This is a genomic window from Secundilactobacillus odoratitofui DSM 19909 = JCM 15043 (assembly GCF_001434895.1).
In the GTDB taxonomy this organism is placed as follows: domain Bacteria; phylum Bacillota; class Bacilli; order Lactobacillales; family Lactobacillaceae; genus Secundilactobacillus; species Secundilactobacillus odoratitofui.
In genome coordinates this window covers 105,117-123,734 of record NZ_AZEE01000010.1, presented here as the reverse complement: position 1 = coordinate 123,734, position 18,618 = coordinate 105,117, and the positions used below count along the sequence as shown (strand labels likewise).

At 44.4% G+C, this 18,618-nt stretch carries 19 protein-coding genes; 15 read left to right on the top strand and 4 right to left on the bottom strand.

Translation table 11 applies throughout. From position 1 onward, the window contains the following. The 6 genes from FD04_RS12560 to smpB form a co-directional block, all read left to right on the top strand. A partial coding sequence (locus tag FD04_RS12560; RefSeq protein WP_191981744.1) for a hypothetical protein occupies positions 1-431 on the top strand: 431 nt, incomplete at its 5' end. A 99-nt stretch (positions 432-530) separates the two neighbouring features. After that, on the top strand, positions 531-2,072 hold the full coding sequence (locus tag FD04_RS01850; protein WP_056946542.1) for a ClC family H(+)/Cl(-) exchange transporter: 1,542 nt from the start codon (positions 531-533) through the stop codon (positions 2,070-2,072). Positions 2,073-2,181: 109 nt separating this feature from the next. After that, positions 2,182-2,418 carry a preprotein translocase subunit SecG gene (secG, locus tag FD04_RS01845; protein ID WP_054701915.1) on the top strand — a complete coding sequence of 79 codons (237 nt, stop codon included), beginning with the start codon at positions 2,182-2,184 and terminating at the stop codon, positions 2,416-2,418. Positions 2,419-2,496: 78 nt separating this feature from the next. Then, complete coding sequence (locus tag FD04_RS01840) at positions 2,497-3,246, top strand: alpha/beta hydrolase (RefSeq protein ID WP_056946540.1); 750 nt, start codon at positions 2,497-2,499, stop codon at positions 3,244-3,246. A 25-nt stretch (positions 3,247-3,271) separates the two neighbouring features. After that, positions 3,272-5,662, top strand: coding sequence for a ribonuclease R (rnr, locus tag FD04_RS01835; RefSeq protein WP_056946538.1), 2,391 nt, complete (start codon positions 3,272-3,274; stop codon positions 5,660-5,662). Between the two features lie 23 nt (positions 5,663-5,685). Continuing rightward, entirely contained in the window at positions 5,686-6,156 is a 471-nt protein-coding gene (smpB, locus tag FD04_RS01830; protein ID WP_056946548.1) for an SsrA-binding protein SmpB, read from the top strand. 57 nt (positions 6,157-6,213) lie between these two features. Here the strand turns inward: smpB and FD04_RS01825 are convergent, their stop codons facing one another. Beyond that, entirely contained in the window at positions 6,214-6,783 is a 570-nt protein-coding gene (locus FD04_RS01825) for an LURP-one-related/scramblase family protein (protein ID WP_056946536.1), read from the bottom strand. Between the two features lie 192 nt (positions 6,784-6,975). On the opposite strand from FD04_RS01825, the gene FD04_RS01820 reads away from it, so the two are divergent. The 4 genes from FD04_RS01820 (at position 6,976) to FD04_RS01805 (ending at position 9,750) form a co-directional block, all read left to right on the top strand. Then, the gene (locus FD04_RS01820) at positions 6,976-7,680 is read left to right on the top strand and encodes a uracil-DNA glycosylase (protein WP_054701903.1); all 705 of its coding nucleotides are present in this window, start codon (positions 6,976-6,978) and stop codon (positions 7,678-7,680) included. Between the two features lie 55 nt (positions 7,681-7,735). After that, a complete protein-coding gene (gene pta / locus FD04_RS01815) occupies positions 7,736-8,710 on the top strand; it encodes a phosphate acetyltransferase (protein WP_056946534.1) in 975 nt (324 codons plus the stop codon). 70 nt (positions 8,711-8,780) lie between these two features. Beyond that, complete coding sequence (gene tsaE / locus FD04_RS01810; RefSeq protein ID WP_268873317.1) at positions 8,781-9,257, top strand: tRNA (adenosine(37)-N6)-threonylcarbamoyltransferase complex ATPase subunit type 1 TsaE; 477 nt, start codon at positions 8,781-8,783, stop codon at positions 9,255-9,257. Then, positions 9,247-9,750 (top strand): GNAT family N-acetyltransferase, encoded by a 504-nt coding sequence (locus FD04_RS01805; RefSeq protein WP_054701900.1) that lies wholly within the window; start codon positions 9,247-9,249, stop codon positions 9,748-9,750. The genes tsaE and FD04_RS01805 overlap by 11 nt, the downstream gene beginning before the upstream one ends. Before the next feature lie 125 nt (positions 9,751-9,875). Here the strand turns inward: FD04_RS01805 and FD04_RS01800 are convergent, their stop codons facing one another. After that, positions 9,876-10,412 carry a 3'-5' exonuclease gene (locus FD04_RS01800; protein WP_054701897.1) on the bottom strand — a complete coding sequence of 179 codons (537 nt, stop codon included), beginning with the start codon at positions 10,410-10,412 and terminating at the stop codon, positions 9,876-9,878. Between the two features lie 27 nt (positions 10,413-10,439). After that, positions 10,440-11,204, bottom strand: a complete 765-nt coding sequence (locus FD04_RS01795; protein ID WP_056946532.1) for an exodeoxyribonuclease III — start codon at positions 11,202-11,204, stop codon at positions 10,440-10,442. Positions 11,205-11,333: 129 nt separating this feature from the next. On the opposite strand from FD04_RS01795, the gene murB reads away from it, so the two are divergent. Both murB and FD04_RS01785 read left to right on the top strand, forming a co-directional pair. After that, complete coding sequence (murB, locus tag FD04_RS01790; protein WP_056946530.1) at positions 11,334-12,242, top strand: UDP-N-acetylmuramate dehydrogenase; 909 nt, start codon at positions 11,334-11,336, stop codon at positions 12,240-12,242. A 17-nt stretch (positions 12,243-12,259) separates the two neighbouring features. Further along, positions 12,260-14,368, top strand: coding sequence for a cation:proton antiporter (locus tag FD04_RS01785; protein WP_054701894.1), 2,109 nt, complete (start codon positions 12,260-12,262; stop codon positions 14,366-14,368). A gap of 125 nt (positions 14,369-14,493) precedes the next feature. Here FD04_RS01785 and FD04_RS01780 read toward each other — a convergent pair whose 3' ends face one another. After that, entirely contained in the window at positions 14,494-15,153 is a 660-nt protein-coding gene (locus FD04_RS01780) for a DUF1361 domain-containing protein (RefSeq protein ID WP_056946528.1), read from the bottom strand. Between the two features lie 201 nt (positions 15,154-15,354). Here FD04_RS01780 and cdaA point away from each other — a divergent pair, with 201 nt between their 5' ends. From cdaA to glmM, 3 genes are read left to right on the top strand one after another with little or no spacing between them, the layout of a single operon-like run. Next, positions 15,355-16,206, top strand: coding sequence for a diadenylate cyclase CdaA (gene cdaA, locus FD04_RS01775; protein ID WP_054701891.1), 852 nt, complete (start codon positions 15,355-15,357; stop codon positions 16,204-16,206). After that, entirely contained in the window at positions 16,203-17,174 is a 972-nt protein-coding gene (locus FD04_RS01770) for a CdaR family protein (protein WP_054701888.1), read from the top strand. Before cdaA ends, FD04_RS01770 begins: the two co-directional genes overlap by 4 nt. Before the next feature lie 26 nt (positions 17,175-17,200). Continuing rightward, positions 17,201-18,550, top strand: coding sequence for a phosphoglucosamine mutase (gene glmM, locus FD04_RS01765; protein ID WP_054701885.1), 1,350 nt, complete (start codon positions 17,201-17,203; stop codon positions 18,548-18,550). Positions 18,551-18,618: the final 68 nt, after the last annotated feature.

Genomic DNA, 18,618 nt, shown 5'->3' with positions numbered 1-18,618 from the left:
CAAAACCAGAAGCAAAACCAGAAGCAAAACCAGAAGCAAAACCAGAAGCAAAACCAACAACTGAACAACCAAAGGTCACAAAATTTACCCAACCAGAAAAACTGCCTGATTATTTAGTCAAGCCCAATCAAACCCAGATTTCGCCGAAACCGGTTACACAGCATATTAGAATTATTGTAAGGCACGTTCATCACCATTGGGTGGTTATCCTTCATGAACAAGAAAGTAAAACACCTCAAAAACAAAATAAGAAACACTATTTAAAACAAAAGAAACGCATGATTCACAGCAAGGTCAAACAGCCACATCATTCAAAACGGAACGTCGCTAAAAAACGAGTCGTCAAAAAGAATCAAAAGCACCGTCATAAACAGCAAAAAGTCACTCATAAACATCGGCATTTACAGCATTCAAAGCGTCAAGTACATTAATGGCGAATGAATTGACCTTGATTACCGACCGTTCAGACAGCGGTCGGTTTTTGATGTGGTAAACTATAGAGTAAACATTTTTAGGTAAGGAGTATCGAGATGAAGCAGACAGAAACTAAGAAATGGGATTTATCACGAATTTACGCTGTTGGCCAAGGCGTTTTAGTCGGTCTCATGGCAGGTGTAGTGGTGAGTTGTTTTCGCCTGCTCATTAGCCGTGGGTTACTGTTTGTTCAGTGGTTCTTTGGCCAATCACACCAGCATCCTAGTTTACTCGTAGTGTGGCTCGTATTGAGTGTGATATTGGCTTTGATCACTGGGCGTTGGCTGAAGCAGGTACCTGATATTAAAGGTTCCGGTATTCCTCAAGTTGAAGGTCAATTGATGGGGGAGTTGGATTATCATTGGTGGCCGGTACTTTGGCGTAAGTTTGTTGGTGGTGTATTGGCCATTGGGAGTGGGTTGTTTTTGGGTCGTGAAGGACCATCCATTCAACTTGGTGCGACCGTTGGACAGGGATTTGCTGCTACTCAAAAAATCACTGGTAATGATCGGCGTGTGCTGATTGCCAGTGGTGCGTCGGCAGGACTTTCAGCTGCCTTTAACGCGCCAATTGCAAGTTCATTATTTATACTGGAAGAGGTTTATCATAATTTCTCAACCATGGTCTGGATAACGGCATTAGCAAGTGCGATTGCTGCCGACTTAGTTTCCACCGTTTTCTTTGGTTTAACACCGGTTTTACATATTACTTACGTCCACGCGTTACCATTGCCACAGTATGGCTGGCTACTCCTTTTAGGCTTGATATTGGGACTGTTAGGTAGAGTTTATCAACTAGTAGTGTTACGCGTTGGTGATTGGTACCACCGACTAAAGTGGCTGCCTGATGCCTATAATAGTTTAATTGCATTTATTTTATTAATCCCAATTGGGTTGTGGATGCCACAAATTCTTGGTGGTGGTAATAGTCTGATTGTATCCATTGGCGGACGTGCACCTGCTGTGTTGGTCCTCTTAATTGTACTGATTTTACGATTTGTTTATTCCATGATGGCCTACGGGACCGGCCTGCCCGGCGGTATCTTTTTGCCAATTTTAACTTTGGGTGCCGTGATTGGCGCGTTATTTGGTCAAATTTTGGTAGCAGCGCACTTATTAGCAGCTGCTGAAGTCCCAATTTTTGTGATTGCAGCGATGGCTGGTTACTTTGCTGGTATCAGCAAAGCGCCCTTTACTGCGATTTTACTGATTACCGAGATGGTGGGGACGTTGCAGCATTTAATGCCACTCGCATTAGTTTCGCTCATTGCGTATCTGACAGTTGACGTACTTGGTGGTGCACCGGTGTATGCGGCGATGCTCGACAAACAGCTCCGACAGTCACGTACAGGTCAAGTAGCACCAGTTACGCAATTAGAATTCCCAGTTTTTGAGGGTGCATTGATTGAAGGTAAGCAGGTTCGAGAAGTTAATTGGCCGATTGGAACACTACTGACTGAAATCAAACGCGGGGAACGCGTACTCGTCCCGAATGGCGATACAATTATTAAGCTTGGCGATACGCTCTTACTAAACGTTCCCAATGACCAACTGAGCAAAATTCGTCAGAAAATGAGTGAATTAGACGGCGCAGATTGATTCTAAACTTGCCATGAGTTCGTATAGCTAGGACTAGTATTCTTAATGATTTTATGATAAATTGTATAGAGGTATTGTCAGAGACAGCGAAACAATAGGAGGCAATTTCTTGTACAATTTACTATTAGCAGGACTGATGATTGATAGCGTACTAATCATTATCGCAGTGTTAATGCAACCAGCCAAGCAAGATGACGCTATGTCAGCTTTAGGTGGCGGTTCAACGGATTTGTTCTCACAACAAAAAGCTCGTGGCTTTGAGGCATTTATGCAGAAGGTTACCGTGATTTTGGGAGTCATTTTCTTTGTGTTGGCGTTAGCATTAACTTACCTATCTTCACACTAGCAATGAGATCCTCCTGTGATGTCCACAGGGGGATTTTTCGCATTTAAGTGCTATTTAAGGTCTGGAGGTGAACGAACGATGATTCAAATGCCTAAACCTTTTTTCTTTGAGGCAGGAGAACGGGCAATTATTTTGTTACATGCATACGCAAGCAGTGCCAATGATGTTAGAATGCTTGGTCGCTTCTTACAAAAGCAGGGCTACACTGTGTTAGCACCAATGTTCGCAGGCCATGCAACAGGTGAACCGGCAGATATTTTGACGGCCGGTTCACCTAAGGCTTGGTGGCAAGACACGCAAAATGCCATTCATTTTCTGCGGGAAAAAGGGTATCAACAGATCAGTATCTTTGGTCTGTCACTTGGCGGCATTTTTGCGATGAAGGCTTTAGAATCAGACCCCACGTTGATTGGGGGTGGCTCGTTTAGTTCACCAGTTGTGATGGCAAGAAAGAATCACCTGATTCCAGAGTTCATCAAATTAGCCAAAGCAACCTATCGCTATTCAGATTTGAGTGAACAAGAAATTGCACAACGTTTGCAGTATTTGCAAGAACGCGTTCCTGATCAACTTCTCCAAATTAATCAATTTGCGGGTGAAGTTGCTGCCGGGCTAGATCAGATTCACCAACCGACATTTGTGGGTCAGGGTGGTCAAGATGAATTGATTGAAGCGACTAAAGCCTATGATCTTCGGGATCAGTTAATCAATAGTCAAGTCAGCTTTCACTACTATGAAGATGCTGGCCACGTCATCACCGTTAATTCAGCACATCATCAACTAGAGCAAGACTTGATGACATATTTAACAGCTATTTACGAATCATAATAAACTATATAACGAGGAATTAACTTTGGAAGATAACAAATTAAAGCAACAGATTGAGGATTTGCTAAGAGCCAATCCTACGAAGCGGTTTCGGGTAGAAGACGTTTCAGATGCGCTGGGCTATCATGGCTCAGCTGCTTTCAAACTGATCGTGCAGGAATTCGCACGTTTAGAACGGGAAAAAATCGTCACCGTCACTGGTGATGGTGAGTTTCAATTAGACGAAAAAGCGCGTGTGTTGACTGGCATTTTTCATGCTAACGACAAGGGCTTTGGTTTTGTTGCGTATGACGATGAGTTACCAGACGCGTACATTGCACCCGATAATACGATGATGGCTTTAAACGGCGATGAAGTGTCGATGGAAATCGTTCGGCCAGCTGATCCACGTTCAGACAAAGGACCAGAAGGCAAAGTCACGGCCATTACTGAACACCACTACACGCACGTCGTTGGAGGTTTCTTACAGACGGAAGATGACATGGGGTACTACGGTCAAGTCCGCTTAACCGATAAAAAGTTATCTCGTTATAAATTTTACGTGGTTGATACTGGTTTGAAACCAACACCAGGTGAAGTGGTTACCGCTGAGATTACTGAGTATCCAAACGCCGATCATCCACTCGCAATGGTTGGAATTGCCAAGCAAGTGATTGGTAGCGTCGATGATCCAGGTATCGATATTTTACAAATTGTCTACGCGCACGATATTCCTTCCGAATTTCCGGAAGATGTGCTGCAAGAAGCCGATGCCATCCCAGACCACGTCACTGAAGCTGAAATGGCTGGTCGTGAAGATATCACTGACCAGGATTTGGTTACTATCGATGGCGAATCATCAAAAGACTTGGATGATGCTGTGACCGTTTGGAAACTTGACAATGGTAATTACCACTTAGGGGTTCATATTGCCGATGTCTCACACTACGTCAAAGAAGGCTCACTGCTGGACCAAGAAGCCTACAAGCGTGGAACTAGTGTTTACTTGACCGACCGAGTTATTCCAATGTTGCCGCGTCGCTTATCGAACGGTATTTGTTCATTAAATGAAGGCGTTTTGCGGTTATGTATGAGTTGTGAAATGGAAATTGACCAGGAAGGTAACGTCGTCAAACACCGGATCCATCCAAGTGTGATGAAATCGACTGCACGGATGACGTATACTAACGTCAACAAGATCTTGGAAGCTCACGACGAAGCCACTCGCAATGAGTATGATCGCCTTGTCCCAATGTTTGAAAATATGGCTGATTTGCACAAAATCTTGTACAAACACCGTAAGCGTCGTGGGGCCATTGATTTTGATGATCATGAAGCTGAAATCATTGTTGACGAGAGTGGCCATGCTATTGATATTCAACTGCGGGTTCGTGGTTTAGCTGAACGGATGATTGAATCGTTCATGTTAGCTGCTAACGAAACGGTTGCTGAACACTATAACAAAGCCAAGGCACCCTTTATTTACCGTGTCCACGAAACGCCAGATGGTGAACGCGTTAAGAACTTCTTCGAGTTTTTGACGGCGTTTGGTATCAATGTCAAGGGTGACCCAGATCATTTACGACCAAAGATGTTACAAAACGTGTTAAAGTCAGTAGCTGGTAAGCCAGAAGAAGCGGTTGTTTCAGTGATGATGTTGCGGAGCCTTAAACAAGCGAAGTACACTGATCAATCTCTCGGTCACTTTGGCTTAGGCGCTGAATACTACACTCATTTCACGTCGCCAATCAGACGTTATCCAGATACCATGGTCCATCGGTTGATCCACTATTATGAAGATCACGGCATTAACGCCGAAAGTAAGGCACGTTACGCTGACTTACTTGAAGAAATTGGTGTCCATTCTTCTGAGATGGAACGGCGCGCAATTGATGCTGAACGGGATACTGATTCAATGAAGAAGGCAGAATACATGGCAGACCACCTCGGTGAAGAATTCGAAGCCACTGTCAGTTCTGTGATGAAATTTGGGATGTTCATCGAACTACCTAACACCGTCGAAGGTCTGATCCACATTAGCCGCATGCAAGACGATTACTATGAGTACGTTGAGAAATATCTGGCACTTGTGGGTCGTAAAACGCACCGGACTTATCGGATTGGTCAAGCTGTCAAAGTCAAAGTGGTGAATGTTGACAAAGAACAAAGCCAAATTGATTTTGACTTGGTTGACCCCAAGACAGCACCAGTGTCTGATTTGTTACCTAAACGTGAACATCATAGCAACTATGGCAATCGTGGCGGTAACCGAAATGGTCGGCCAAACGATCACCGGCGTTCTCAAAACGGTAACCATAATGGTAATCGAAATGGCAATAATAATCGAAACCGCAATCGTAATAGCAATCAAAATGGTGGCGGACGTCGAAGCCAGAGCCAATCTAACAATCGACAGAATCGGACTCAAAATCGTTAATTTGTAAAGTGAGGTGAGGATTGTTGGCTAAGAAAAAAACGCCGACTGACAAGAATGTCATGGCGCAAAATAAAAAGGCGCGACATGATTACGCGATCCTCAATACGTATGAAGCCGGACTTGCCTTAACTGGGACGGAAATCAAATCGATTCGGGCTCGTCGCGTTAACTTAACGGACGGATTTGCACAAATTCGAAATGGTGAAGCTTGGTTGATGAATATTCACATCAGTGAGTATGATCAGGGAAACCGGTTCAATCATGATCCGCTTCGCAATCGCAAGTTGTTACTTCACAAAAAAGAAATCTCGAAGCTGCAGGGTGAAACGCAAGATAAAGGGATCACCATTGTGCCACTGAGAATTTATATTAAAAACGGATTTGCAAAAGTCTTGTTGGGTGTTGCAAAAGGTAAACACGAGTACGACAAACGCGAATCAATCAAACGCCGTGATCAAGATCGGCAGATTGCTAGGGTGTTGAAACACTATTAAGCATCTAAAAAGTCACCATCTGCAACCACAATTGTGGCCGAAGATGGTGACTTTTTGTTAGGACTGTTTATTTTGAGGACGACTAGCGTAATGCCAAGCACGATTACCACGCAGATCCATCGGTACGTTAAATGATGTGTGCCAAGCTTTGCTAGGGAGCTTAAGGTGTGAACGACGATTGGCCCAGTGGTCCAGAGTAGCCGCGATGCAAATACAGATTGGTTCTAAGTGCTGGCTCGCAATGGTCATCTGGCGTAGATCACCGTCTCCATCAGAGGTCATGATTGTAGTGGTCCCATGGTAGATTTTATAATGACCGCTTAAAAAATTACCAACAATGAGCCAATGTAAGCTGCTGATGTAAATCATCTCGTGCATAAAGCCGAAGCGTTTTGAAATTGCGCCAACTTTTTCACCATGATCATAAATATCGAATCGTGGGAGTAGACCGAGTGACGTTTGGCGAAGTTCAGCTAGTAAATCACCACTGATCTGATAAAGGGAGAGGGCATCAGAATGGCGTCCCCATTTACCAATGAGTAAATAAACGGAACGTTTATCGGCATCTCGAACGACGCTGGCCCCCTTTGCTGCTAAACTCTCTTGACGAATGTAAAGTGTGCGCATGGAAGCCCTCCCTTCAATAAATAATCAAACCTGCTTTTAAGATTGCCTAATCAATTTATATTTTACCATGAAACGCAAAGGAGATTGTGACGAAGTATTTGAAACCTCACTTATACTCGAATTTTAATTTTCAATCAATTTGGCTAATAATTTGTGAAAATCTATGATAGAATGAAGCTTGAGGTGTTGGGAATGAAACCGTTTATTCATAATGATTGGTGGCCTGTTTTGGAACCTGAATTTGAAAAGGCGTATTACCGAAATTTACACGCTTTCTTGATTCAAGAGTACCAGACACAGCAGATTCACCCAGACATGTTTCACATTTTTGAAGCGTTTGAGTGGACACCATTTTCACAAGTTAAAGTTGTGATTTTGGGGCAGGATCCCTATCACGAACCTAATCAGGCACATGGTCTTAGTTTTTCGGTCTTGCCTGGGGTGAGGATTCCACCTAGCTTGCAAAACATCTATAAGGAGCTACAGTCGGATTTGGGGATTGCCCCGGTCAATCACGGTTACCTTGAGAAGTGGGCTAAGCAGGGCGTTTTGCTACTGAATTCGGTATTAACCGTTCGAAATGGTCAGGCATTTTCTCACAAAGGTAAGGGTTGGGAACAGTTAACTGATGCTGCAATTCATCAGCTATCATTGCGGCCAACCCCCGTCGTTTTTATTTTGTGGGGACGCGCTGCTCAAAGTAAGATTAAGTTGATTGATACGAAGGCAAACATCGTGATTCAGTCAGCTCATCCGAGCCCGCTATCTGCTCACCGTGGATTTTTCGGTTCCAAGCCCTTTTCAAAAACCAACATCGCACTTACCTCATTAGGAGAAGCACCGATTGATTGGCAGTTACCACAGCATGCTGAAGTTGCTGAAACACAGCCAAAATAGAAGTGTAATGAGAGAATTGACTAGTCGGAATTTCAAACATCTGGAGGTCTAGATTGTGGAACTTTTTGATAGTTTAAAGCAAAAGATTAGTGGTTTAAATAAAACGGTGGTCTTACCAGAAGGTGAAGACATCCGTATCATTGGCGCTGCCAGCCGACTCGCCGCAGATAAATTACTTCAACCCGTTTTGTTGGGTAATGCGGATGCCATCCAGGCAGCTGCTAGTGACAAAGGTTTCGATTTAACCGGTGTGAAGATTGTTGATCCTAACAACGCTTCTGCTGATGAAAAGCAAAAAATGCTAGATGCCTTGGTTGCTCGTCGTAAGGGCAAAAACACCCCTGAACAAGCTGCTAAGATGTTGGAAGATCCAAACTATTGGGGCACTATGATGGTCTACCTCGGTGAAGCTGACGCTATGGTTTCTGGCGCAGCTCACCCAACTGGTGACACCATTCGGCCAGCGCTTCAAATCATTAAGACTAAGCCAGGTGTGAAGCGGATTAGTGGTTACTTCATCTTGTTAAAGGGTGATGAACGATTATTCTTTGCTGATTCCGCCATTAACATTGATCTCGATGCTGAGGGTATGGCTGAAGTTGCAGTGGAAAGTGCACACACTGCCAAGAAGTATGATATTGATCCAAAGGTTGCACTTCTCAGCTTTTCAACAAAGGGTTCAGCTAAGGCTGATCAAGTTACCAAGGTTCAAGAAGCAACTAAGTTAGCACAAGAACAAGCACCAGATGTGGCTATCGACGGCGAATTACAATTTGATGCCGCAGTCGTGCCAGAAGTTGCAGCTTTGAAGGCCCCAGGTTCACCCGTTGCTGGCCATGCCAACGTGTTCATTTTCCCTGAACTAGAAGCCGGCAACATTGGCTACAAGATTGCACAACGGTTAGGTGGCTATGAAGCCATTGGACCACTGTTGCAAGGCTTAAACGCACCTGTTTCTGATTTATCACGTGGTGCAAACGAAGAAGACGTTTATAAAGTTGCCATCATTACTGCTGCTCAAGCAGAATAGGCGATTAAAAACTGGGAGCTGTCGGTAGCATTGCTGCCGCAGCTCCTTTTGAATTAAGGAGTTAGATACTGTGGAACTAACTGTTTCAACACCAGAAGAAACGATGTTACTTGGACAATTGTTGGCACCATTGCTAGCTGCGCAAGATGTTATTTTACTCGATGGTGATCTGGGAGCCGGCAAAACAACCTTTACCAAAGGACTTGCAGTTGGCCTTGGTATCAAACGTAACGTCAAGAGTCCAACTTTTACCATTATCAGAGAGTATCAAGATGGCCGATTGCCACTTTATCACATGGATGTCTATCGACTGGAGGATGGCTCTGGAGATGAGTTAGGACTTGATGAGTACTTCAACGGTGATGGTGTTAGTGTCGTAGAGTGGTCAACTTTCGTCGCGGATGAATTGCCAGATCAATATTTGAGAGTAGCGTTCAAACGCCTAGACGATCAGGGGGAAAATCTCAGACAGTTGACCTTTGAACCGCATGGCGCACGCTTTGATCAAGTTGTCTCACAATTAGGAGTGAGCTGGAATGAACGATAAATCTGAATTGGTCGTGAGAAAAGCTAATGCCGCGGATGCAGCAGTGTTACTGGCACTGTTGGCGACGCTTAAAACCGAATCGACTACGTTTGAAGTGACAGGGCCAACGGTTGATGAAGCCACGCAGGCGCAGCAGATCAATCAGATTAGTCAATCACAGATTCAGGTCTTACTGGTTGCCACAATTGATGATCAAATTGTGGGCCTTGCAACCATTTTGCCAACGCATGATGCGTCGATTGGTGAAGTTGGTGTGGCGGTGTTAAAAACGCACTGGCATCAGGGTATCGGTACTGAATTAATGTACAGTGCACTTGATTGGGCGGCAGAAAGTAGTGTATATACTGTCATTACGTTAACTGTTCAAAACGTCAATCAATTTGCAAAACAGCTGTATGATAGAATTGGTTTCACTACTATTCGAGAACTAACGGTCAAGAATTCAGCTGGTCAAGAAGTCGCAGCCGTTGAGATGCAATTAGCGGTGAAATAGTGATACCGTTACTTTTTGAGTTGGTGTGTTAAATGTTGTCAAAATATGACTAAAAAGCTCGCCGTAGATTCCAATCCTAGGAACCTATGACGAGCTTTTATAATACATTCTGAATTTTGTCGGGTTTACCGAACAGGACGAATAAAGGGTTCAATCGCAGCTTGACCAAAGGTGTTGGTTTCAGAAAGCAAGATGTTGGCACAAGCCAAACTATCATCTAACGCATTATGGTGGTGTTCGAGCGAGATACCAAGTGCGTCACAAACTGTATTGAGTTTATGGTTGGCGAGTAAGGGCAAAAATTGTCGACTGGTTTTAACGGTGTCTAGCGTGAGATAGCTTGGCGCAGTTAGTCCAAAGTGATTCAGCGTTTGTTTAAGGACACCATTATCAAATTGTGCGTTATGGGCAATCACCAATTGATTAGGGGTAAATAGTGAAGCGATATGCGGCCACACAGTTGGAAAATCAGGGGCGTCTGCGACATCTGCTTCGTGAATGCCGTGAATCTGGACGTTTCGCCAGAAAAATTCAGTGTCCGGTTTGATAAGTGTGTAAAATTCATCAACAACTTTACTGTTACGGACGATTGTCAGTGCCAACGAACAAGCAGAGTAGCGTTTGCCGCTGGCGGTTTCAAAATCCATTGCAACAAAATTCAATTAGACACTTCCTCTCAAATGCTTAAATTATACGTGTAGATCCTTTGTTGTCAAGAGAATTGGACAGTGGTCGGAACCAAAAATCTGATCCTTAATATCAGCTTCCACGAGATGGTCTTGAAGCCGGTTACTGGTAACAAAGTAATCGATGCGCCAGCCGGCATTACGATCCCGGGCGTTAAACCGGTAGCTCCACCACGAATAACGATCAGTGGCGTCAGGGTTAAAGTAACGGAAAGTATCCGTATAGCCTCGTGACAAGAGCTGGCTGAATTGTTCACGTTCTTCATTTGTGAAACCGGCATTGTGATGGTTGGTCTTAGGATTACGAATATCAATCTCTTCATGGGCGACGTTTAAATCACCACACAAAATAACGGGTTTAGAGGCATTCAATGAATCAAGGTAATCTTGGAAGACCTGCTCCCAGCCCATTCGAAAATCAAGTCGTTTTAGACCTGTACCGGAGTTGGGTGTGTAGCAGGTGACCAAGTAAAAATCAGGGTATTCGAGTGTGATTACCCGGCCTTCATGATCGAATTCATCGGTACCAATATCGTACGTGACGTTTTGGGGGGTGTGCTTGGTAAAAATTGCGGTGCCAGAATATCCCTTACGATCAGCTGAATTAAAAAACTGCTGGTAGCCCGGCAGATCGAGCGTTAACTGATTAGGTTGCATCTTAGTTTCTTGAATACAGAAAAAGTCGGCGTCTAGCGTGTTAAAAGTGGTTAAAAAATCCTTTTTAACGATTGCACGGAGACCATTTACATTCCAACTGATAAATTTCATGTGCGTCATCCTTTCAACTGGTTCGTTAGGCTTAGTTTACCCCATCGAGGGAAATATTACACTAACCACGGCAACCATGTTAAAATGATAGCATGCATTAAAAGCAAGATACGAAAGGAACCTTTTACCATGACGGCAGACATTGTTGCAGCGTTTCCCAAGGTAACGCTGTTAAAAAATGAATCACTTTCAACCTACACGAATACTAAGACGGGTGGAAAGGCTGATTTTCTTGCATTTCCAAATTCAATTTCAGAGATTCAAGCGTTAGTTCGCTATGCCAATGAGACTGATTTGCCGATTACGATTATTGGCAATGCCAGCAATCTAATTGTTAAGGATGGTGGTATTCGCGGCCTAGTCTTGATCCTGACCGAGATGAAGCAAGTCAAGGTGCAATCAAACCAAGTGGTTGCGGATGCCGGGGCCTCGTTGATTGAAGTCACTAAAGTTGCGCAACATGCCAGTTTGAGCGGGTTAGAGTTTGCCGCGGGTATTCCTGGCAGCGTTGGTGGTGCCATTTTTATGAACGCTGGCGCCTATGGTGGTGAGATCAGCATGGTTGCAGAGTCGGTTCAAGTGCTAACACCAGCTGGTGAACTTAAAACCATGACAAAGCGTGACTTACATTTTAGTTATCGCCATAGTCAAGTTCAAGATGAACGCGATGTTGTCTTAAACGCAACGTTTAGTCTCCATGGTGGCGATGGTCAGCAGATTCAGGCCGAGATGGACGATTTTAATGCCCGTCGAGCGGCTAAACAACCACTTGAATTACCGTCTTGCGGTAGCGTGTTTAAACGACCAACGGGCTACTTTGCTGGAAAGTTAATTCATGATGCCGGTTTGCAGGGCTATCAATTTGGTGGCGCTCAGGTATCAACGAAGCATGCTGGGTTTATTGTGAACGTGGCGCACGCGACGGCTTCCGATTATCTCGCAGTCATTCACCACGTTCAAGAGGTGGTACTTGCGTCAGAGGGTGTTCACCTTGAAACAGAAGTACGCATTATTGGGGAGGATCCGGTTCGATCTTAATGAGAGGGGTTACCTAGTTGCCGATTGTTGAAGCAGTTATATTGTTAGTTGTTTTAGTACTGGTCTCAAACGTTATCAGCCACTACCTAACTTTTATTCCGGTTAGTTTGATTCAGATTGCGCTTGGTTTAGTCATGGCGCTATTTTGGGAAATTGAGATTCCGTTAGATACAGATTGGTTCTTGTTGTTGTTCATTGCCCCATTGCTGTTTAACGATGGGCGGCGGTTCCCTAAACGTGAACTTTGGCAATTACGGGGACCAATTTTTGCTAACTCCATTTTGCTGGTTTTTTTAACCACGGTGGTTGGCGGTTATTTAATTTTCCTACTTGTGCCCAAATTATCATTGCCGGTTAGTTTTGCGTTAGCGGCCATTTTATCACCCACCGATCCGGTGGCGGTTCAGTCGATTTCTAAACGAGTGAATTTACCTGACCGAATTTTACATTTAGTCAGCGGCGAGAGCTTGATCAACGACGCGTCTGGTTTGATTGCATTTAAATATGCGGTTGCGGCGACGGTAACGGGTGTGTTCTCATTCGGCCATGCTGTGGGTGATTTCCTATACATTAGTTTAGTTGGCTTAATCGCCGGGTTTGTGTTGATGTCACTGATTGAGTTAATGCGTGACGTTTTGAGGCGGCAGGGGATCAACGATGTGGTGTTCAATACGGTCTTGCAGATCATGACACCATTCGTCGTATACGTCATTGCCGAAGATGTGTTCCACGCCTCTGGGGTGATTGCGGTTGTCACGGCGGGGGCAGTTTCACACGCACAAGAGAGTCGGCTGATTGAAGACTTGCCTGAACTTAAGTTAGTCACGGAGAAAACCTGGAATATCATTGTGTACCTACTTAACGGTGTCGTGTTCTTAATTTTGGGTGATGAGCTGCCGGTTGCTACTGGAAAAATTATTAAAGATTCTCAGTTCAGCACTTTTCAGGCTGTGGCTTATGCGTTTGGTGCCTGGTTGATTTTACTGGTGATTCGAGTCGTTTGGATTTACCTGTATCAAGGGGTTACTAAACCGAAGCGACCAAGTTTTCGAGTGGCACTATTAGCTGGTTTGTCCGGTGTCCGTGGTGCGGTAACGATGGCTGGGGTGCTATCACTTCCACTGGTCCTTGCAAATGGCGAACCGTTCCCACAACGCGCTTTGACCCTATTTATTGCGGCGGGTGTCATCATTATTAGTTTGGTGGCCGCGGTCGTCACGTTACCGCTGGTTGCCCCAGACAATCCTCAGCCGTTACAGACGCGAGCAAGCATCAACGATACGACTGACGATGATTTTGTCGTGACGGATGAGTCTGAAGAGCTCGAATCGATTCATCGACTGAGTGAAGCCGAAGCTCGAATTTATATTATGCGGCTTGCCATCAATGCCATTGAAGAGCAACGACGAATTAATAACCAGCGCGCCGCCTACGACTTGATCCTCGACTATCAGTTTATTATTCGGCGATTAGAAGTTCAGATTCGCGATGATTCTGAGATGCGTCAATTGGTTCAAGATGAAGTGACACTGCGTCAAGTTAGCTTGGCTGGTGAACGTTCTGCTTTGGAACGCCTGCACGTGCATCATCAAATTTCAACGCGAGCCTACCGAATGGCCATTAAATCAATTGAGCGGACCACGCAACGGGTGACCCGACAGAGCACCAGTGCGATTTCTGCCAGTTTGCACAACTGGAACGTCGCCCTTCACCGGCTCTGGCGTCGGTTAACCACCTTTAGTCACGGTAAGAAAACCGGTAACCAAGATACTGAATGGCAGTTGATTGATCGAGAAAGTGCGAAAGCAGCCATCAAAGCCTTGTCTAAGTACCTGGCCAGAGATGATGTGGATCCGCAAAAGCTCGACAAACAGGCACTGTATCACTTAGTTGTATTTTATCGTAATCGAATTGAGCGGGCTCGTGAAAATCAACGGGTTTCTCGGACCGATTATGCGACCCAATTAAATAAACTCCGAGTGGTTGCACTAGGGGCAGAACGAACTGGCGTCCAAAGCTTATTAGAGGCCGGTAACATTACTTGGCAAATGTCATCTCGTTTACGTCAATACATCAATTATTCTGAAAATGTTTTGATGATGTCTTTAAGTGAAGAGGCTGAATAACCACTGAATTTAATTTTTCATAAAGTGTTATATAAAAACAACGCCGTCACCTCCTTAATCGGGGGCGACAGCGTTGTTTTGTCATGTACAGGTTTAACTTATTGAGGTCTATCAATCCGAGGTAGCTATTGATTCTGGGTTAATCGTTGGTGATAAGCCAGGTAAGTTAACCAGTATGCAAATAGCTGAATGAGCGTCATCAAGCCAACGAATACCATCATCGTTGGCGTCCACATGTGAAGCAATCGAGTGCTGATCAACTCCGGTGAAATGAACAGATAAACTGTATGAATTCTGAGGAAGCGACCAGTGTAGATGCCAACGGAAGATAGGAACGTCAGAACCAACACCAGGATTGCCTGAAGCCACTGACTACCATGTAAGTAGCGTTTGGTGATCACCGTTGCCACGTAATTGAGACTCCAAAAGCCAAGAATCACGCAGGATAATGCGCTAATCAAGACGAAGGTGAAGTATAGCCAAACGTGCAGGTCAAGTCGCAACAAACCGTTGACACCATAAGCATTTAACAACGATAGGTGGAAAAGATCCGTCAATAAATAAGGCGCGTTGGGATAAAAGACCAACCAGACCAACGTAAAAATCCAAAACAACAAGCCGTTTTTGGGCCGCTGTTGGCTAATGTGGAAACTGATCTCAATGGGTAGATATCCCAAAAAGGTGTTAAGAATCAAAAAAGTGAATGGTGCTTGGACAAATCGCCACAAAAAAAGCAGCCAGAGTGCAATAAAGAGACGAATTTGCCAGCGTGCGTGGCCTGCCAAGAAATCACCGCCTTAAAAATAGTTCTAACTAAATAGTAACAGATTCACTCTGAAGTAGCATGATTTTTAAGGGCCTTTGTTGATTTTTAATCATCATGTTTTCAAAGTTGAAAATGGGTGTCGAATTGTTGATGAAGCACAATAAAGCCGGTGGACGTGCTATAATGTTACCTGAAAAGATTTTTGGAGGGAAACTATCAGATGAACCTTGATTGGAGTAGTTTTTTGACGTGGCACAATATCGTAAACCTCCTCGATATTCTCGTTGTTTGGTTTGTGTTCTATGAATTGATAATGTTGCTACGGGGTACTAAGGCCGTTCAGTTGTTACGGGGTATCATCGTAATTGTCTTAATTAAGATTATTGCGGTTTACGTCGGCTTCGTCACGGTCTCATGGTTAATGGACCAAGTCATCAATTGGGGTGTCATCGCCATGATCATTATTTTTCAGCCCGAGATTCGGCGTGGCCTTGAACACTTAGGTCGAGGGAGCGTCTTCGTTCGTAATCGACAGGTCAATGAGGCTGAAAAACAAATGATTGCGGCTTTAGATAAAGCCATCCAGTACATGTCAAAGCGTCGAATTGGTGCTTTAATGACAATTCAAATGGATACTGGTCTGGAAGATTACATTGAAACCGGAATTGAACTGAACGCTAATATTACCGGCGAATTGCTAATCAATATTTTTATTCCCAATACGCCGTTACATGATGGCGCTGTTATCATTCGCGATAACAAGGTGGCAGTTGCCGCTGCGTACTTGCCGTTATCAGAGAGTAATTTGATTCCCAAGGAGTTGGGGACTAGACACCGGGCAGCTGTTGGTATTTCTGAAGTCACGGATGCGTTGACGATTGTGATTTCAGAAGAAACGGGTGAGGTTTCCATCACCAAGAATAACGAATTGTTGCGTAATATGGATCAAAATGATTACCTGAAGTTCCTAACCAATGAGTTGATTAAAGATCAGGAGCCAGAACAACGCAACCCTGTGAACTGGTTGATTGATTACATTGACCAGCACTTTAAGGGAGGTAACCGGCAATGAAAAACATCTTTAATAGTCGGTGGACTTTCAGACTGCTCTCATTGTTTTTGGCGGTGATGTTGTTCTTATTCGTGAATAGTACCAAGAGCGACACGATGCAACAAACCAGTGGTACGAATAGTGATTCAACCACGCTAACGGCCACGGAGCGAAAAACCGTTTCCGTTCAATTACGGTTAAACGTCAACTCAGATAAATACTTTGTTACGGGTTATCCTGAAAAAGTGAAAGTGCACTTAAGTGGCCCGGCTGCCTTGGTTACCGCAACCGCTAATACACAAAACTTTCGGGTTTTCGCTAATTTAACGGGTTTGAAGGCCGGAAAACACACTGTTAAATTGCGACAAGATGGGCTCAATCGTGACATTAGTTACCAAATTGATCCAGGTTCAATTAAGGTCAATATTCAACCACGGCAGACCGTGAGCTTCCCAGTGTCAGTCCAATACGATAAGTCCCGGATTGCGGATAATTATCAAGCGGGAACAGCCACAAGTGATGTCACAAACGTAAAAGCAACTGGCGCTGAAAGCGAAATTGATCGAATTACAAAGGTGGTTGCCCAGCTGAATTTACCGGCTGACACCAAAAAGACCACCAACAGTCAAGCCGTCATTGAGGCGTTAGATAGCCAAGGTCGGACAGTTAACGTGATTTTGACACCGGCCACGACTCAAGTGAACCTGCCAGTAACGATCAAGGGACACTCCAAGAAGGTCCCAATTAAGTTTAAGGCAAAGAATGCTAACAGCAAACAGACCTACACGTTTAAGAGTAATACTTCTTCGATTCGGGTCTTTGGTACTGAGTCGGCTTTGAAAGCAGTCTCAAGTTTTGAGGCGGATGTTGATGTTAGCGACGTGAAGGATAAAAAAACCAAACAAATTAGTCTGGATGCCCAGGCTAATCATGTGACCGGTACAGATCCAAGTAACGTTAAAGTCACAATTACAACTAAATCTAAATGATAATTTGGAAATGAGGAATTTTTAACATGAAGTATTTTGGAACTGATGGTGTACGTGGTATTGCGAACCAAGAATTGACGCCCGAACTGGCCTTTCGCTTAGGTCGTGCTGGTGGCTATGTCCTAACTGAACACGCTACCGAACGTGAACAACCACAAGTGCTTGTCGCTCACGATACGCGAATTTCTGGTCAAATGTTGGAAGAAGCACTGGTTGCCGGTTTACTGTCAGTCGGTATCGAAGTATTGCGGCTGGGTGTGATCACTACACCAGCCGTTGCTTATCTGGTCCGGACGCAAGGTGCGGATGCTGGGGTGATGTTAACCGCTTCTCACAACCCTGTGGAGGACAACGGAATCAAATTTTTCGGGGCTGATGGCTATAAGTTGTCTGACAGTCTAGAAGAAGAAATTGAAAAATTATTGGATCAAGAGGATCATTTGCCACGGCCGGCTGCTCAAGGTCTGGGCACAGTGGAAGATTATCAAGAGGGTAGTCAAAAATACATCCAATTTTTAGAGCAGACGATTGCCGATGATTTATCTGGCATGCACATTGCCGTTGATTCTGCTAATGGTGCAACCAGCAATTTAGTGTCACGGCTGTACGCTGATTTAGGTGCTGATTTTGATACCATTGCAACGACACCTAACGGCCTGAATATCAATGATCAGGTTGGCTCTACCCATCCTGAAAAATTACAAAAATTTACGGTTGAACAAGGCGCTCAAGTCGGTTTGGCTTTTGATGGTGACGGCGACCGTTGTATCGCTGTTGACGAATTGGGTAATGTTATCAACGGTGACAAAATCATGTATATTTGTGGGAAATACATGTCGGCACATGGTCGCCTTAAAAAGGACACGATCGTAACGACGGTGATGAGCAACCTCGGTATGTATAAGGCCATGGCGGCTCACGGCATGACCAGTGTGAAGACTAAGGTTGGTGACCGGTACGTCGTGGAAGAAATGCTTGCGAACGGCTACAACCTTGGCGGTGAGCAATCCGGCCATATCGTCTTTTTGGACTTTAACACCACGGGTGATGGGATGCTCACTAGCTTGCAGTTACTCCACATCATGAAAGAAACCGGTATGAAATTATCTGAATTAGCGGCTGATGTGAAGGATTATCCACAACAGTTAACCAATGTGAAAGTAGCCGATAAAAAGGCAGCCTTAGATAACCCGGCTATCAAAGCCATTATTGATACTGTTGAAAAGGAAATGTCCGGTGATGGTCGAGTACTAGTTAGACCTAGCGGAACGGAACCACTTCTCCGTGTGATGGCAGAAGCACCAACGAAGGAAGCAGTTGTTGCGTACGTTGACAGAATCGTAGAAGTTGTTAAAAAAGAGGTTGGCGTTGATTAGAACGTCGAATCGACTATGAAATTAATGAGATGGTTTTCAAACAATCAAGTTTGAAAACCATTTTTTAT

Coding starts and splice junctions, on each gene's coding strand:
- FD04_RS01850 (WP_056946542.1), top strand. CDS start 531: ATGAAGCAGACAGAAACTAAGAAATGGGATTTATCACGAATTTACGCT.
- FD04_RS01840 (WP_056946540.1), top strand. CDS start 2,497: ATGATTCAAATGCCTAAACCTTTTTTCTTTGAGGCAGGAGAACGGGCA.
- FD04_RS01825 (WP_056946536.1), bottom strand. CDS start 6,783: ATGCGCACACTTTACATTCGTCAAGAGAGTTTAGCAGCAAAGGGGGCC.
- FD04_RS01820 (WP_054701903.1), top strand. CDS start 6,976: ATGAAACCGTTTATTCATAATGATTGGTGGCCTGTTTTGGAACCTGAA.
- FD04_RS01805 (WP_054701900.1), top strand. CDS start 9,247: ATGAACGATAAATCTGAATTGGTCGTGAGAAAAGCTAATGCCGCGGAT.
- FD04_RS01795 (WP_056946532.1), bottom strand. CDS start 11,204: ATGAAATTTATCAGTTGGAATGTAAATGGTCTCCGTGCAATCGTTAAA.
- murB (WP_056946530.1), top strand. CDS start 11,334: ATGACGGCAGACATTGTTGCAGCGTTTCCCAAGGTAACGCTGTTAAAA.
- cdaA (WP_054701891.1), top strand. CDS start 15,355: ATGAACCTTGATTGGAGTAGTTTTTTGACGTGGCACAATATCGTAAAC.
- FD04_RS01770 (WP_054701888.1), top strand. CDS start 16,203: ATGAAAAACATCTTTAATAGTCGGTGGACTTTCAGACTGCTCTCATTG.
- glmM (WP_054701885.1), top strand. CDS start 17,201: ATGAAGTATTTTGGAACTGATGGTGTACGTGGTATTGCGAACCAAGAA.